Origin of the sequence: Singulisphaera chitinilytica, from assembly GCF_049331405.1 — a bacterium.
Classification (GTDB): Bacteria; Planctomycetota; Planctomycetia; order Isosphaerales; family Isosphaeraceae; genus PoT.
The window spans coordinates 60,385-75,181 of record NZ_CP186275.1 but is presented as its reverse complement, the minus strand read 5'-3'; the positions used below and the strand labels follow the sequence as shown (position 1 = coordinate 75,181).

At 68.4% G+C, this 14,797-nt stretch carries 10 protein-coding genes; 8 read left to right on the top strand and 2 right to left on the bottom strand.

Annotated features, from left to right (window positions below; all coding sequences use genetic code 11):
- Positions 1–492 precede the first annotated feature (492 nt).
- Together rsmH and ACOYYX_RS38400 are read left to right on the top strand one after the other, a co-directional pair.
- Complete coding sequence (rsmH, locus tag ACOYYX_RS38405) at positions 493–1,548, top strand: 16S rRNA (cytosine(1402)-N(4))-methyltransferase RsmH (protein WP_422931892.1); 1,056 nt, start codon at positions 493–495, stop codon at positions 1,546–1,548.
- A 129-nt stretch (positions 1,549–1,677) separates the two neighbouring features.
- Positions 1,678–3,030, top strand: a complete 1,353-nt coding sequence (locus ACOYYX_RS38400) for a PmoA family protein (protein ID WP_422931891.1) — start codon at positions 1,678–1,680, stop codon at positions 3,028–3,030.
- A 944-nt stretch (positions 3,031–3,974) separates the two neighbouring features.
- On the opposite strand, the gene ACOYYX_RS38395 is transcribed toward ACOYYX_RS38400, so the two are convergent.
- Positions 3,975–5,099 (bottom strand): DUF1559 domain-containing protein, encoded by a 1,125-nt coding sequence (locus tag ACOYYX_RS38395; protein WP_422931890.1) that lies wholly within the window; start codon positions 5,097–5,099, stop codon positions 3,975–3,977.
- Positions 5,100–5,182: 83 nt separating this feature from the next.
- Complete coding sequence (locus ACOYYX_RS38390; protein ID WP_422931889.1) at positions 5,183–5,398, bottom strand: hypothetical protein; 216 nt, start codon at positions 5,396–5,398, stop codon at positions 5,183–5,185.
- A 338-nt stretch (positions 5,399–5,736) separates the two neighbouring features.
- Here ACOYYX_RS38390 and ACOYYX_RS38385 point away from each other — a divergent pair, with 338 nt between their 5' ends.
- The 6 genes from ACOYYX_RS38385 (at position 5,737) to ACOYYX_RS38360 (ending at position 14,575) form a co-directional block, all read left to right on the top strand.
- Positions 5,737–7,227, top strand: a complete 1,491-nt coding sequence (locus tag ACOYYX_RS38385; protein WP_422931888.1) for a PLP-dependent aminotransferase family protein — start codon at positions 5,737–5,739, stop codon at positions 7,225–7,227.
- A gap of 267 nt (positions 7,228–7,494) precedes the next feature.
- Positions 7,495–7,758 (top strand): hypothetical protein, encoded by a 264-nt coding sequence (locus ACOYYX_RS38380; RefSeq protein WP_422931887.1) that lies wholly within the window; start codon positions 7,495–7,497, stop codon positions 7,756–7,758.
- Positions 7,759–8,377: 619 nt separating this feature from the next.
- Positions 8,378–10,582 carry a PEP-CTERM sorting domain-containing protein gene (locus tag ACOYYX_RS38375; RefSeq protein ID WP_422931886.1) on the top strand — a complete coding sequence of 735 codons (2,205 nt, stop codon included), beginning with the start codon at positions 8,378–8,380 and terminating at the stop codon, positions 10,580–10,582.
- Between the two features lie 515 nt (positions 10,583–11,097).
- Positions 11,098–11,631, top strand: a complete 534-nt coding sequence (locus ACOYYX_RS38370; RefSeq protein ID WP_422931885.1) for an REP-associated tyrosine transposase — start codon at positions 11,098–11,100, stop codon at positions 11,629–11,631.
- A 1,202-nt stretch (positions 11,632–12,833) separates the two neighbouring features.
- A complete protein-coding gene (locus ACOYYX_RS38365) occupies positions 12,834–13,679 on the top strand; it encodes a ParA family protein (RefSeq protein ID WP_422931884.1) in 846 nt (281 codons plus the stop codon).
- Positions 13,679–14,575, top strand: coding sequence for a ParB/RepB/Spo0J family partition protein (locus tag ACOYYX_RS38360; RefSeq protein WP_422931883.1), 897 nt, complete (start codon positions 13,679–13,681; stop codon positions 14,573–14,575). The genes ACOYYX_RS38365 and ACOYYX_RS38360 overlap by 1 nt, the downstream gene beginning before the upstream one ends.
- Positions 14,576–14,797: the final 222 nt, after the last annotated feature.

The following is a 14,797-nucleotide window of genomic DNA, read 5'->3' as shown; positions in this document are numbered from 1 at the left end:
AAAAGGCGGAAACGCAGGGCGAAACGCGGTCGGCATGTCGTCGCTATGCGTCGTCGTACGAGCCCCTATCGGTCCTCGCCAGGGCGGGACCAATTGGTCCCACTCCCGGAAGATCGCCGCGACGAGGCGAGTGTCCCAACGACCGAGTGGGACCAATTGGTCCCACTTCTGGACGATGGCTCCGGGATCGTGACCAGCGCAGCGGCCAGGTGGGGACCAATTGGTCCCACCTGGCCGACGCCGGACTTCGCGCAGGAACCGCTAGCATCAGCAGAAAATGAGGCCTCTTCAAGGAGCCGATCCCACTGGCAACGCTCGCGGAGCTCGATGGGCCCCGCGTCGCCGCGAACACGGGCCGACCCAACCAGGCCCCTCCCTCGACCTGGCCGATGCGGCGGGCTCATTGAGTTCTCCGGGCGATACGCGTAACATGAGAGGATGCCTGGATCTCGATGGCCCGACTCCTCTCCTCACCCGGATCTCGCCCGTCACATGACCGACCCCACCCCCGATAAGCCGAAGCGACGGGCACGTTATCACGGCAAGAACCCTCGCCATTTCCACGAGAAGTACAAGGAGCTCCAGCCCGAGCGCTACCCCGACGACGTGGCGAAGGTCATTTCGGGGGGCAAGACCCCCGCGGGGACGCATCGGCCGATCCTGGTGGCGGAGATCCTCCGGGTGCTCGGGCCCAGGCCCGGGGATATCGCCGTCGACTGCACGCTCGGATACGGCGGCCACGCCCGAGAACTCCTCGCCGCGGTCCGGCCGGGCGGGCGGCTCCTCGGCCTGGACGCGGATCCGATCGAGCTGCCCAGGACCGAGGCCAGGCTGCGCGCGCTCGGGTTTCCCGACGAGTCGATCGCCCTGCGCCACGCGAATTTCGCGGCGCTGCCGCAGTTCCTCGCCGACGAGGCCCCCGAAGGAGCCGACGTGCTGCTCGCGGATCTGGGGCTCTCCTCCATGCAGATCGACGACCCTGCGCGGGGCTTCACCTTCAAGGTCGACGGGCCGCTCGACATGCGGATGGACCCGACCCGAGGCCGCCCCGCCTCCGCCCTGCTGTCCGAACTCGGCGAGCCGGGCCTGGCCCAGATCCTCGAAGAAAACGCCGACGAGCCGCACGCCCGAGGGCTCGCGGAGGCGATCCATCGGGCCCACCGACGCGGACCCCTCGCGACGACCCAGGCCCTCGCCGAGGTCGTCCGACAGGCCAGCGCCCGCTGGCCGCGACTCCCGGGCGCCACCGTCGACGACACGGTGCGCCGGGTCTTCCAGGCGATCCGGATCGCCGTGAACAACGAGTTCGGCGTCCTGACCGGGTTCCTCCGGACCCTGCCGGCGGCCCTGAAGCCGGGGGGCCGCGTCGCCATCCTCACGTTCCACTCGGGCGAGGACCGCCGCGTGAAGACGGCGTTCAAGGAGGGCCTGCGCGACGGCCTTTACGCCTCGATCGCCGACGAGGTGATCCGCCCCTCCGCCGAGGAAAGGCGCGAGAATCCCCGGTCGACCTCGGCCAAGCTGAGGTTCGCGGTCCGGTCCTCGTGAGGCCGAGGAGACGAGGCTCCCCGCGGCGACGACTCGCCCGCGATCGGCCTCATTGAGTTGCCGGGGCAACACGCGTAGGTTGATAGGATGCCTGGAATTCGCATCCCCAGCCTGCCGGAGCGTTGCCCCATGTGGATCGAGCGAACCGCCCTCCGGGGCCTCGGCGTTGCCTGGCTCCTCCTCCCCTTCGCGGCGCGGCCGACCCTCGCCGCCGAGGCCCCCGCGACGGCCGTCGTCGTCGAGGTCGACGCCGGGGCCTTCGAGCGTCGCGAGACGCCCGTCCGGCTCCGACTGCCCGACGCATTGAAAAAATCCGAGGCGTTCACACTCGAGGATCTTGACGCAAAAGCCCCGGTCCCCGTGCAGCGTGATGGCGAGGGCCATATCACCTGGATCGTCCGCGGGCCGCTCGCGGCCGGCTCGAAGCGCAAATATCGGCTCACGCCTTCATCGAAAGCCGATGCCGACCAAGCGGCAGAAGGCGTCTCCGCGAAGGTCGACGGCCAACCCGCCGAGGCGATCGCGGACGACCTCGGCCGTCACGGAACGGGCTCGTTCGCGGTCGATGGCCGCCCCGTCTTGACCTATCACGCGGCGGTGGCCGAGCCCCCCGCGCCCATCGACCCCGTCTATCGCCGAAGCGGGTTCATCCACCCCTTGCGGACCCCCTCGGGCCTGGTCGTCACCGACGACTTCCCCCCCGAGCACGCCCACCAGCACGGCATCTTCTTCGCCTGGGTCAACAGCACCTTCGAGGGCCGCCCCGTCGACTTCTGGAACCAGCTCAAGCGCGCCGGCCGCGTCTCGCACGCGCAAGGCACGGAGAACTCCGGCAAGCGGAGCCGCCTCTCCGGCGGCCCCGTCTTCGGCGAGCTCGACGCCGAGCTGCTCCACGAGAACCTCACCGCCCCCGGCGGCCCGAAGGCGGTCATCCGCGAGGACTGGATGGTGCGTGTCTATCGGATCGGCGCCCCATTCTTCATCGTCGATTTCCAGTCCGTCCACCACGTCCTCGGATCGGACCTGACCCTGAACAAGTATCTGTATGGGGGCTTCGGCATTCGGGGGAGCCGGCAGTGGTCCGACCCGAAGGCCAAGGGGGTCGAGCCCCCGGATCCCTCCCGCAGCGGCCACAGCACCTTCCTCACCAGCGAGGGCAAAGGGCGCGCCGACGGCAACCACACCCGCCCGCGCTGGGTCGACTTCTCCGGCCTCGTCGACGGCAAGACGGGGGGCATCACCGTCCTCGACAACCCGGCCAACTTCCGCTTCCCCCAGCCCGTCCGCCTGCATCCCAACATGCCCTACTTCTGCTTCGCCCCGATGGTCGAGGAGGGCTTCGTCCTCAAGAAGGATCATCCCTACACATCCCGATACCGACTCCTCATCCACGACGGCCCTCCTGACGTCCGGGCCATCGAATCCGCCTGGCACGACTACGCCGAGCCGCCGACCGCCCGTGTCATCCCCAACACCCCCTGACCCCGTCGCCGATATGCCCTGACCCCTCCCCATTACGCCGCGAAACGCTTTCTTCTCTCCGCAAATGTATGTAGAGCCACCGCCGCGATCGTCAACCCAACGCGGCGGTCCTCCCTTTAGTCGACGCGGCGGAACCCCATCTGCAACCCCCTCGGCCATTGCGAGACGCCACGAGCAAAACCGATTGCCGTGTCTTCCTGTTTCTGGGTGGCCGTGGTTGGAACAACCAGGGTCGCGCAGCGACAAGAGGTTTGTCGCGGTGAGCTTGGCCTCGACCGGAGGCCCGCTGCAATCGCCCTAACCATCTCGCGGCCCCGGGGATCGAGGAGTGCCGCATCGCCTCGGCTCAATCGCGGGCCGAGGCACTGTCCAGAAATGCGCGGAGGGCCGCTGGGTTCGGCGGGGGCCTTTTTTGGTGGGCCTCTTGTCGCTGCGCGACCCCGATAGTTCCAATCGGGGCTACCCTTTGATATGAGGAAGCGACGCAATCAAAACGGTCGGCGGCCCGACTCGCGCGGATTCTGGCGCCGGCCTCCTCAGGATGCCATGGCCAGCGAATCGGCCGGGCGGATTGGGGACGGCTCCTGATTTCGGCCGGGCAATAGGCTCAAGCCCTCTTGTCGCTGCGCGACCCTGGTTGTCCCAACCACGGCCACCCGGAGGAAGACCGGAGACCGTCCAGAGGCCTGGGCTTGTTGCATCGGGCCCCTCGTCGCGGCATGACTCCGGTTGTTGCCACGAAGCTGCCCCGTACAGAGCGAGGCGATGGGTCATGGCGGGGATGGCGTCGAACGAGCCTTAGAGGTTCGAAATGACGAAGGCGGGAAGACCAGGGGCACGATCGTCGGGCGCCCTGCCCTTCCCGCCTCGTGATGTTCTCGGATCCCCGACGCGACAAGCCATCGCTCATCGCCGGGATCTGGAAGCGTTCAACAACTCAACGCTCAATACGAGTCGGAGCTGATGACTTCGCCGCCGTTGATCGAGCTGAGGGCCTGGTAGACGCCCGGCTTGAAGACGGTCGGGTCGGAGACCGACCACACGCCGTTGGTCGAGTTCCAGGTGGCGCCGAGCGGGGTGCCCGTGTTGTCAAGGGCCCAGGTCGAGATCGAGTCCTTGAGGAAGCGGACCGAGCCGTCGCAGAAGGCGAAATTCGAGCCGCCGGGGTGGAAGCTCGTGGCCGCGTTCAGGAAGGCGCCGCCCTCGGTGTACGGCTGGCCGGCGGCGGCGTTGCCGTAATCCTTGGCCTTCTTCTGGATGTTGATGGGATAGAAGGTGGTGAAGGCCGTGTCGCCGTAGTTGCCCGAGATCCACCAGTTCCACTTGTAGAACGAGGCGTTGCCGTCCGTCTTGCTCAGCAGGCCGTGGGCGTGCTCGCCGAAGGCGATGCTGTTGCTCGTCCCGTCGGTGATCGAGGCGATCGTCACCATGCCGCGGGTGACGCCCGCGCCGCCGAGGTAGCGCCCGGCGATGCCGTTGGAGACGATGGCGCCGTTCTGCTGCTGGAGGGCGGTCGAGCCGCCGCAGCCCGGGATGTTGTCGCAGCCGGTGATCAAGCTGGCCCACATGCCGTAGCATCCGGCGTAGCTGGTGAAGTAGAAGGTCTGGGGGTTCCCCTTGCCCGCCTTGCCGGCCGGCTCGATGTAGTTGACGCCGGTGATCTCCGAATCGCTCGGGCACCAGAGGGTGTTCAGGCCCGCGCCGGAGACCGTCGCGTTGAGGTCGTTGCGATAGTCGAAGCTCGTGTTATACGCGGCGTAGAGGGGGGCCTGCTCCATGTAGGCGAGGAGCCCGCCGAAGCAGCTCATCCCCTGGCCGACGCCCCCCTTCGTGGTCGTCTGGCCCGACGCGGCCATCGGGTAGCAGCCGTTGCTGCTCTCGTAGTTGGCGACCGCCAGCCCGAGCTGCTTCAGGTTGTTCGTGCACTGGGCCCGGCGCGCGGCCTCGCGCGCCGCCTGCACCGCCGGCAAGAGCAAGGCGATCAGGACCGCGATGATCGCGATCACGACCAGGAGTTCGATCAGCGTGAAACCGCGCCGCCCTGGCGCACCCGTACGTGAACGATGCATGGTGTCGATTCCGCTCCAATTCAAACGTGTTCGATGCGTGGAGAAAGTTATGAGTTCATCCCCCGCCGGGTCCGTCCTCGACCCTAGCGGGGGTTCCTGCCGGCGCGGCCGGGCTTCTTGCTCACCAGCGGCTTGTCGTCGTCGGCGTCCGATCGTGCGTCGATCGAGATCGACCCGACCGAGGGCTGACCCGGATCCTGCGAGCCGCAGCCGGGGATCGCCGCCGAGGCGAACGCCAGGCCGAGGCCGAAGCCCAGGATCAGGAGGGTCTTCTTCATGTCTGCGGGCGTCTGTCTCATGGTCGGTGCGCGATCCTTCCCCGTCGCCGGGCGTCTTCCCCCTCGGGCCCCTACTCTCGGCCCGGCGGAGACAACCTAACGAAATGAGATTGAATTTTGATATGCGGATCGTGAAAACTTGATGAACTTCTTCGTTTTGGGGCCTTCCGCCCCGGCCCGACCTCGCGGGCGCGGACGTGATCGGCCCGACGAGAAGGGGAATCGGCGCACGCACATCGCGGACCGGTGGCGTGCGCCCGATCGGGCCATAATCATGGTAGTCCGAATTGGCCTTGCGACAAGGGCCATTATGACCGATGTTGGAGGGGCCAATTCCCAGGACCCGAAGGAGCCACCCGATGGCCAAGGGCATCCCGCCGGTCTCGCTGCTGGCGATCCCGCTCGACGCCGGCTCGACCACCCCCCTGTTCCGCCAGCTCTATGAAGGCCTGCGCGGGACGATCCTGGCGGGGACGCTCAAGGCGGGCTCGAGGCTGCCGGCGAGCCGGACCCTCTCCGACGAGCTGGGGGTCTCGCGAAATACGGTGATGTCGGCGTATGAGCAACTCCTGGCGGAGGGATACCTGGAGGGCAAGGTCGGCTCGGGGACGTACGTGACGCGGACCCTCCCCGAGGAGTCCTTGATCCTGAAGGGTCGGCGGGCGAAGGGGCCCGAGCCGGCGGCGAAGGGGGGCCAGCCCTCGAGGCGAGGTGCCCTGCTCCGCGCCACGCCCGCCTGGGTCGTCCGCGGCTCGGCGAGCCCGAGGCCCTTCCGCCCCGGCGTGCCGGCGATGGACACGATGCCGATGGACGTCTGGTCATCGCTGGCCGCGCGGCACTGGCGGCGGGCGACCGGCCACCACCTCGGCTACGGCGACCCCGCCGGCTACCGCCCCTTCCGCGAGGCCATCGCCGCGCACCTCCGCACGGCCCGGGGGGTCGTCTGCGACGTCGGCCAGGTCGTCATCGTCGCGGGGACGCAGCAGGCGCTCGACCTCGCCTCGCGGGTCCTGCTCGACCCCGGCGACTCGGCCTGGATCGAGGACCCCGGATACGTCGGGGCCCGGGGCGTCCTCATCGGCGCCGGGGCGAGGCTCGAGCCGGTCCCGGTCGATCATGAAGGCATGGTCGTCTCGGAGGGTATCAGGCGCGCCCCGTCGGCGAGGCTCGCCTACGTCACCCCCTCGCATCAATACCCGTTGGGCGTGGCCTTGAGCCTCCCTCGAAGGCTCGAGCTGCTGGCCTGGGCGCGTCGCGCGGACGCCTGGGTCCTGGAGGACGACTACGACAGCGAGTTCCGCTACACGGGCCGGCCGCTCGCGTCACTCCAGGGCCTCGACCGCGACGGCCGGGTCATCTACATGGGGACGTTCAGCAAGGTCCTCTTCCCGGCCTTGCGGATCTCGTACATGGTCGTCCCCCCCGGCCTCGTCGACGCCTTCCTCGCGGCCCTCTCGCTCTCGGGCGGCTCGCCCCCTACGCACCCGCAGGCGGTCCTGGCCGACTTCCTGGGCGAGGGCCACTTCCTCCGATACATCCGCCGGATGCGCACGGTCTACGCCGAGCGACAGGACGCCCTGGTCGCCGCCGCGCGCGAGGAACTCTCCGGACTCCTGACCATCCGCCCGTCCGAGACCGGCCTGCAGGTCATGGCCTGGCTGGACGACGCCATCGACGACCGCCGCGCCTCATCCCTCGCGGCCGAGGCCGGCATCGTCGCGCCCCCCCTCTCCTCCTACATGCTCGAGCCCGGCGCCGCGCAGGGCCTCCTCCTCGGCTACGCCGCCCACGCCCCCAAGTCGATCCGCGAGGGGGTCAGGCAGCTTGCCTCGGCCCTGCGCCGGCTCTGACACGGGGATGGAGCCCCTACCTGGCTTTCTGGGACCGACCGGTCTTGAGGTCCTCGCGACGTTCGTCATGAGGACGGCCCGGATTTGTTTGTGGGGATCCAAGGCACGAGTCACCCCGACATTGTGCTGGGCGAACCGGACTCCGAGATCGGGGGTCGGATCTTCGTGGGACGATCCTCCGCGCTTCCCTCCTTGAAGCTCGGATCAGTGAGCGCAGAGGCCCTCCAGGATGCGAAGCCACTTGTCCTCTCGGAGCCTATCACGTCCATGTCGATCTTCGAGGAACTTCGCCTGATCCGTTGGCCGAGTGAGTTCGACGTCGAATACGCCAATGGGAGGCGAGAGCGTCTCCTCCGCGGCGAGGGCGTCTCCATCATCTCCCCCGACGATGACCCGAATGGCCGCGGTGCCCTCTGCGCCGACCTGCCACCGAAGCATCCTCGGAACCAGAAGCGAGGCGGCAGGTACATTTACCTGGATGAACTCCGAGCCATCCGCTCCTCCGACGGCAGCCTGCTTTGGCCGGCCTGAGGATGGCGGCTCGGCGAGGGAAATCGTCAAGGGCGCTCGGGTAGGCCGAGGCTAATTGCGTTTTGCCTCTCGTCGCTGCGCGACCCCGATTGTGCCAATCGCGGCCACCCATGAGATGGAGGGGGGCCGAGGTTTGAGAAAGGCCGAGGTTTAAGGGCGGCCTCGACTCATCGCGGGACCCGCCTCAGTTGGCGACTCATCGCTGCTCAAACCGATTGTCCCAATCGAAGCCCGGGACAGGGTGGGTCGGCAATCGAGGGGAATGGGCAGGAGGCCGCATGGCGGGAGCGGGTGCGGATAGCATCTTCGGAAACGACTATACGCCGAGGCTGCGTTACGCGGCGTAACACCCATTGCTGCCGCTGAAAATCAGACCGAGCGGACGACTCCGGGACGACGTGAGCCCGACGGGTCGGGCGCCGGTGTTACGCCGCGTAACGGGGCGGGAATCGATGGCGCGTGGGGAGGGATGCTTGGGTGCATCGGAATTTCCACGCAAAAACAAATGAGCGACTCTCTTGAGCTATCGGCACGATCTTGTTAAGAAGTCCAGTGCCGGCGGCAGAGCCAGGACGCATGGAAGAGCGCCGGCGGCACCCGGATTACGGAGGATCGGGACATGCACGCACTTCGCCCGGCCCGGATTGCGCCCTTCACGTTCAAATTCGCGTTAGCCTTCATCTCGCTCGCCTTCATCGCCTCGGACTGGGCCTCGGCCCAGACGTATTCCGTCACCAACGCGAATGACAGCGGCGTGGGCTCGCTCAGGCAGGCGATCCTGCAGGCGAACGCCGACTCGGGGCCTTCCCAGATCGTCATGGCCGACGGGCTCGGCACGATCCGGCTCAAGTCGGCCCTCCCGATCATCTCGCAGGCGGTCTCCATCGACGGCGGCGCCGGCAACGCCGTCAGCGGCTCGGGGCAGCAACGGATCTTCTCCGTCGACGCCCCCGGATCCGCGGTCTCGATCAAGAATCTCCTCCTCATCGACGGCGTGGCCAAGGGGGGTAACGGCAGCGACGGCGGAGGAGGCGGCGCGGGGCTCGGCGGGGCCCTCTACGTCAACGCCGGCGACGTCAACGTCTCGGGGGTCCGGTTCGCGCAGAACTCGGCCGTTGGTGGCTCAGGCAGCGTCGGGGTCGGCGGCGGCGGAGGGGGCCTCGGCGGCGACGGCGGGCTCGGGGCCTCCAGCGGACGCCCTCTCCTGGTCAACGGATCGGGGGGTGGTGGCGGGGGCTTCGCGGGCAACGGCGGCAATGCGGGGGCCACGGCGCCGAACCCGAGCAGCCCCCCGATGAACACGTCGGGGGGAGGTGGCGGCGGGGTCTCCGGGAGCGGGGGCGCGGGGCTCGCGACGGCTTCCAACCTCACGCCGGGAGGCGGCGGCGGGGGCGGCTCGACCGCGAACGGCTCCAACGGCAGCAGCATCCCGGCCACGTCCTCGACCTCCAACGGCTCGGGGCCGGGGGGTAACGGCTCCGGCGGGGCCCTCGGCGGCGGAGCGACCTCCGTCGGCGGCAACGGGAGCGCCGGGAGCAATGGTGGCGGCGGCGGGGGCGGCGGCTCGGCGGCCCAGGGGGCCAATGGCGGCTCCGGCGGCAGCAGCGGCGGGGGCGGGGGCGGTGGGAACTCGTCCATCGGCGCCAACGGCGGAAATGGCGGCTCGGGCGCCGGGGGAGGCGGCGGGGGAAGTTCCTCGCAGGGAGCCAACGGCGGGAGCGGCGGGGTTGGCGGCGGCGGAGGAGGTGGTGGGAACGCAGCGATCGGCGCCAACGGCGGGAGTGGGGGATTTGGCGGAGGAGGCGGCTCCGGCGGCACCTCGGCCACGGGGGGCAATGGCGGCAACGGCGGATTCGGGGGAGGCGGCGGTTCCACGGGGACGTCCGCCGGTTCCTCGACCAAGGGGCTCGGCGGCTTCGGCGGCGGCGACGGCTCGGCCAACTCGTCCAGCACGACTCCCGCGGGGGGCGGTGGCGCGGGGCTCGGCGGCGCCGTGTTCGTGAGGTCTGATAATGGGGCGTCGGTGAAGCTCTCCGACACGTCGATCCAGCCGGGTCAGGTGGTGCCGGGACAGGGGGGGCAAGGCACGGCCAGCGGGATCGCCGCGGGCACCGCGATGTTCCTGATGGGCGCCCAGCAGCAGATCGGCGTCTCCAACGGTTCGACCCAGACCATCGGCGGCTCGATCGCCGAGTCGAGCCCCAGCTCTCTGAACAAGGTCGGCGACGGCACCCTGATCCTGTCGTCGGATAGCAGCGGGCAGTTCGGCTACTCGGGGGGGACGACGGTCTCGCAGGGGACCCTCATGGTCGACAACACCACGGGGACGGGGACCGGCAACGGCTCGGTCGAGGTCCTCAGCGGCGCGGCGATCGGCGGGACGGGGAGCATCGGCGGGAGCCTCAAGATTGACGAGGGGGGTCGGCTCATCGCCGGCTCGCAGTCGTTGACGATCAGCGGCGACCTCAAGCTGGCGTCGAACAGCATCGTCGACGAGACCCTCGGGGGCACGAGCTCGCCCATCGACGTCTCGGGGCGGCTCGACATCGAGAGCCGGATCAACATCCTGGGTGTCTCGGGCTTCGGCCCCGGCAAGTACGCGCTCTTCCGCTACGGCACGCTCGGCGATGAGAACTGGCAGATCGGCCAGGCGCCCGAGGGCTATTCCTACTCGCTCGTGGACGACGCCGCGAATCGTCAGCTCGACCTGATCGTCGCCAAGATTTCGCCGGTTCCCGAGCCCTCGACGCTCTGCTTCGCGGGCCTCGTCCTGCTCGTCGGATTGGCCAGGCGCCGGCCAGGGATCTTCTCGAAGTCAGCTTGAGGTTGATCGTTGGCGTGGCCGACCATCTTCGCCAGCCGCGGGTCCGGCTCAAGTCCTGAGGTCGCCTGGCGAGGATCTTGCAGTGCAGGGGGGCTGGCGACGATCTCGGCCTGGATCGAGCGGGCGGATCGCTGGCTTTCGACCAATTGCCCCGGCAATTGCGCAAGGCCCCGACCGATTCTCAAACAAGCGCAGCCTCGTATCTGTCTCCGGTCTTCTTTCCGGGTGGCCGCGGTTGGAACAACCGGGGTCGCGCAGCGACGAGAGGTTTTAAGGGGTTTGCTTCGCCTCGCCCGGAGGCCATCTGCGAGCACCCCGGCCGATTCGCAGGCCACGAGAACGGCTGGAGCCGGGACGCAGACCTCGGCCGAGCTCTCTTCGTCTCCGGGTGGCCGCGGTTGGAACAACCGGGGTCGCGCAGCGACACGAAGTTTTGAGCTGACACCCTGGCCCATTCGCGGGCGCCTGGATCACATCCCCTCGCGAACGTCCAGAACTTGTGGCATGATGGGCATATGTCCGAACGACGCGTCTGCGATGACCTCCTGTTCGCCCACTTCCTCACCTTCTCCTGCGACCGGCGTCGCCGCCTCCTGGATCATGAAGTCTCGAGGAGGATCGTCCTCGGCGTCCTGGATGAGCAGCTTGAGAGGCAGGCAGTTCGTTGTGTCGGGTTCGTGGTGATGCCGGAGCACGTCCACGCCATCGTCTGGCTCCCTGAGCCCGGCCAACTCAGCAAGTTCGTCCACGAATGGAAGCGGCGATCGAGCCTCAACATCAGGTCGAATCAACGCGACCATAAGCACCGCTATTTCCAGGGACTCGAGCTCGGGACGAGGTTCTGGCAGCCCAAATATTACGCGTTTGCGATCTACGGCCGGGCCAAACTCGAGGAGAAGCTGACCTACATGCACCTGAACCCGGTCCGGTCCGGGTTGGTGGATCGGCCTGCGGATTGGCCTTGGAGTTCGGCCCGATGGTATGAGGATGGGAGGTCCGTCGGGGTCCCGCTGAGCTGGGTGCCCGGCCTTGAAGGCACCTCGCGATGAATGCCGCGTCGTTCCCGCACCGAACCATGCCGAAGTATGGATCGGCCGGGGTATTGGGGAAGGACCCTGCGTCGCTGCGCGACCCGGATTGTGCCAGTCGCAGCACCCGGAAATTCGAAGACACGGGTGGATGATGCACGAACGGCCCCCGTCCCGTCCCGTCCGGGGCGAGCGAAGGAGGCGTCTGGGCTCGCCCGGGCAAACCCCTCAAAACCTCGCGTCGCTGCGCGACCCCGGTTGTTCCAACCGCGGCCACCCGGAGACGAAGAGAGCTCGGCCGAGGTCTGCGTCCCGGCTCCAGCCGTTCTCGTGGCCTGCGAATCGGCCGGGGTGCTCGCAGATGGCCCCCGGGCGAGGCGAGGCAAACCCCTCAAAACCTCGCGTCGCTGCGCGACCCCGGTTGTTCCAACCGCGGCCACCCGGAAAGAAGACCGGGGAGCATGTCAAAGCCGAGGCGAACGTCACCCGGCCACTCGTCGCGGAGCAACTCCGCGTGTCCTGATGTGGTACCCGAAAGACAGAGGCTCAGCAGGGGAGACTGAGGCTCATCCCGAGGCCCTCGCAAAGCAAGAATCCATCAAGGCTTTTTCCTCAAGACGAAGCCTCAGCCGATCCGACATACGCGCCTGCGCCTTCCATAAGTTAGATGACCAATCCACGACCCTCCTCTTGGGCCTCCACTCCCCCCGACGGATCGGCTTCGACCAGAAAGGGGGGTTCGAACCCTGGCGCCGCCGGGGGGCACCTGGAGAGTTGCACCGGGACTGACGGCATCACACCCAAGAGCCCATAAGCTGACGTGCCGATGCGCTCATGTTACGCGGCGTAATGGGCCGATAGGCGATACGTAGGATGCCTCGTCGAGCCGCGACCCTCGCACACCCCCGGGATGGACACGCACCGATCGCCAGCACCAAAGGCGATCGACCACGCGAAGTTCCAGGAACCCACGAAGGGGACGCCGAGAGGGAAGGGACGAGCCGAGGGCAGGGGAGGCCGAGCCGGCCCCCGGCCAGGATGGCGCAGGTCATGGCGGATCGGAATACGGGGAAGGGCAGGGCGGGGTCGACTCGGAGTCGGCGGGGATCGACGCGGATCCCATCGATCCTCCGCGAGAAACCGCCGCACGACCCGGCCCCCACCGACCGAGGGCTGGCGGCACGATGGGCGCAAGCGAGGCCCAACACTTCGAGGGCATGAACGTGCGAACGATTGCATTCCTGAACAAGAAGGGAGGGGTCGGCAAGACCTCGACCTGTCACCACCTCTCGGGCACGCTCGCCCGCAAAGGCCTGCGCATCCTGCTCGTGGACGCCGACCCGCAGGCCTCCCTGACCCAGGGCTTGCTCGGCCCCGAGGTCGCCCGCATGCTTAAGCCGAGGGAGACCATCGCCGGCCTCTTCGACGAGTCGTGCGAGGTCGAGATGGAGGGCCTCGTCCGGCCCGTCAACATCCCCGGCGTCTCGCTCGTCGCCGGCTCCGGCCGCATGGACAAGTTCAACGAGCTCGAGCCCTGGACCACCGGCGACTCCCAGTACATCCTCCGCGACGCGCTCGCCGAGGTCGCCGACGGCTTCGACCTCGCCCTCATCGACTGCCCCCCTCATATCTACCTCTGTGCCTGGTCGGCCATGGTCGCCGCCCACGGGATCGTCGTCCCCCTCCAGGCCGAGGACTACGGGGCGCAAGGCGTCGCCGCCATCCAGGGGTCGATCGACCACGTCCGCGCCGGGGCGAACCCGAGGCTCAAGGTCCTCGGCTTCCTCCTGACGATGTTCAACAAGTCCCTGGCCGTCCACACCGGCTACGCCGAGGACCTCCGGGCGATCTACGGCGACGCCGTCTTCGAGACCAACGTCCCGCTCGCCAAGGACTTCAAGGAAGCGGTGATGCTCCGCAAGCCGGTCGTGGAGTACAAGCCCCGCTCCGCCGCCGCCAAGGCGATCGAGGCCCTCGCCGACGAGCTGCTCTCCAGGCTCGACGCCAGGGTCGCGCCGCGGGCCGTCGAAGGATCCGGCGGCGACGACGAGTCGAGGAGGGTTGCCTGATGGCCCGCCCCAACATGACCGACGAGGCGCGCAACAACCGCCTCGCCTCCATGACCCGGCTGCCCGCCGAGGCCGAGACCTCCGGCGGCGACCCCGACGCCCGCTCGTTCGAGGGCAGGGCAAGGCTCAAGGCCGCCGCCGAGATCCGGCTCGACCGGATCGTCGCCGACCCCAACCAGCCCCGGACCGAGTTCGACCAGGACGCCCTCGAACGCCTGGCATCGAGCCTCAAGCAGCGCGGGCAGCTCCAGCCGATCCGGGTCCGCTGGGACGACGCCCTCGACCGCTACGTCGTCGTCGTCGGCGAGCGCCGGATGCGCGCGGCCAGGCTCGCGGGGATGACCTCCATCGCCTGCGTCGTCGCCACCGGCACGCCGACCCCCGAGGAGCTCCTCGAAGACCAGCTCATCGAGAACTGCCTCCGCGAGGACCTACGCCCCGTCGAGCAGGCCAAGGCCTTCCGCGCCCTGCTGAACAAGCTGGGGATCTCCCAGCGCCAGCTCGCCGAGCGGCTCCAGGTCAGCCCCCCGACGATCACCCGGGCCCTCGCGCTCCTGGAGCTCCCCGAGCCGATCCAGGCCTCCGTCGAACTTGGCGAGATCGCCCCGCACACGGCCTACGAGATCTCCAAGATCGAGGACGCCGAGGCGCAAGCCGAGGTCGCCGCCCAGGCCGCCCAGGGGCGCCTCAAGCGCGATGAGATGCGGAGCATGGTCACCAGGACCCCCCGGGCGAGCAAGTCCAGTACCCCCAAGCCCTGGACCTTCGACTTCGAAGGCCGGGTCAAGGTCACCGTCACCTCGCTCGCCGAGGACGTCACCACCGACGACATGCTCGAAGCCTTACGCTCCGCCATGGCTTCCCTCCGCAAGAAGAACCGCGGGCAAGCCGCCTGACGACGCGATTTCCGCGTAGCCGAGCGGATTATCTCTCAAGTTACGCAGCAACCGGGCCGAACGTAAGCATCAGCCAAGAAATCAACAGGATGGGCGGCGAGTCCCAGGGCCACCGAGGCCCGGGGCTTGCCGCCCTCCTTCTTTTGGCCCAAGCACCCTCGCCCCCTCATCATGCAAGCCCCCACTCACGCATGCCAGCAAAGTAAATCCTCCTGAACACGA

What these genes read in the sequence shown, in the direction of transcription:
- rsmH (WP_422931892.1), top strand. Translation starts at nt 493, where the DNA reads ATGACCGACCCCACCCCCGATAAGCCGAAGCGACGGGCACGTTATCAC.
- ACOYYX_RS38400 (WP_422931891.1), top strand. Translation starts at nt 1,678, where the DNA reads ATGTGGATCGAGCGAACCGCCCTCCGGGGCCTCGGCGTTGCCTGGCTC.
- ACOYYX_RS38395 (WP_422931890.1), bottom strand. Translation starts at nt 5,099, where the DNA reads ATGCATCGTTCACGTACGGGTGCGCCAGGGCGGCGCGGTTTCACGCTG.
- ACOYYX_RS38390 (WP_422931889.1), bottom strand. Translation starts at nt 5,398, where the DNA reads ATGAGACAGACGCCCGCAGACATGAAGAAGACCCTCCTGATCCTGGGC.
- ACOYYX_RS38385 (WP_422931888.1), top strand. Translation starts at nt 5,737, where the DNA reads ATGGCCAAGGGCATCCCGCCGGTCTCGCTGCTGGCGATCCCGCTCGAC.
- ACOYYX_RS38380 (WP_422931887.1), top strand. Translation starts at nt 7,495, where the DNA reads ATGTCGATCTTCGAGGAACTTCGCCTGATCCGTTGGCCGAGTGAGTTC.
- ACOYYX_RS38375 (WP_422931886.1), top strand. Translation starts at nt 8,378, where the DNA reads ATGCACGCACTTCGCCCGGCCCGGATTGCGCCCTTCACGTTCAAATTC.
- ACOYYX_RS38370 (WP_422931885.1), top strand. Translation starts at nt 11,098, where the DNA reads ATGTCCGAACGACGCGTCTGCGATGACCTCCTGTTCGCCCACTTCCTC.
- ACOYYX_RS38360 (WP_422931883.1), top strand. Translation starts at nt 13,679, where the DNA reads ATGGCCCGCCCCAACATGACCGACGAGGCGCGCAACAACCGCCTCGCC.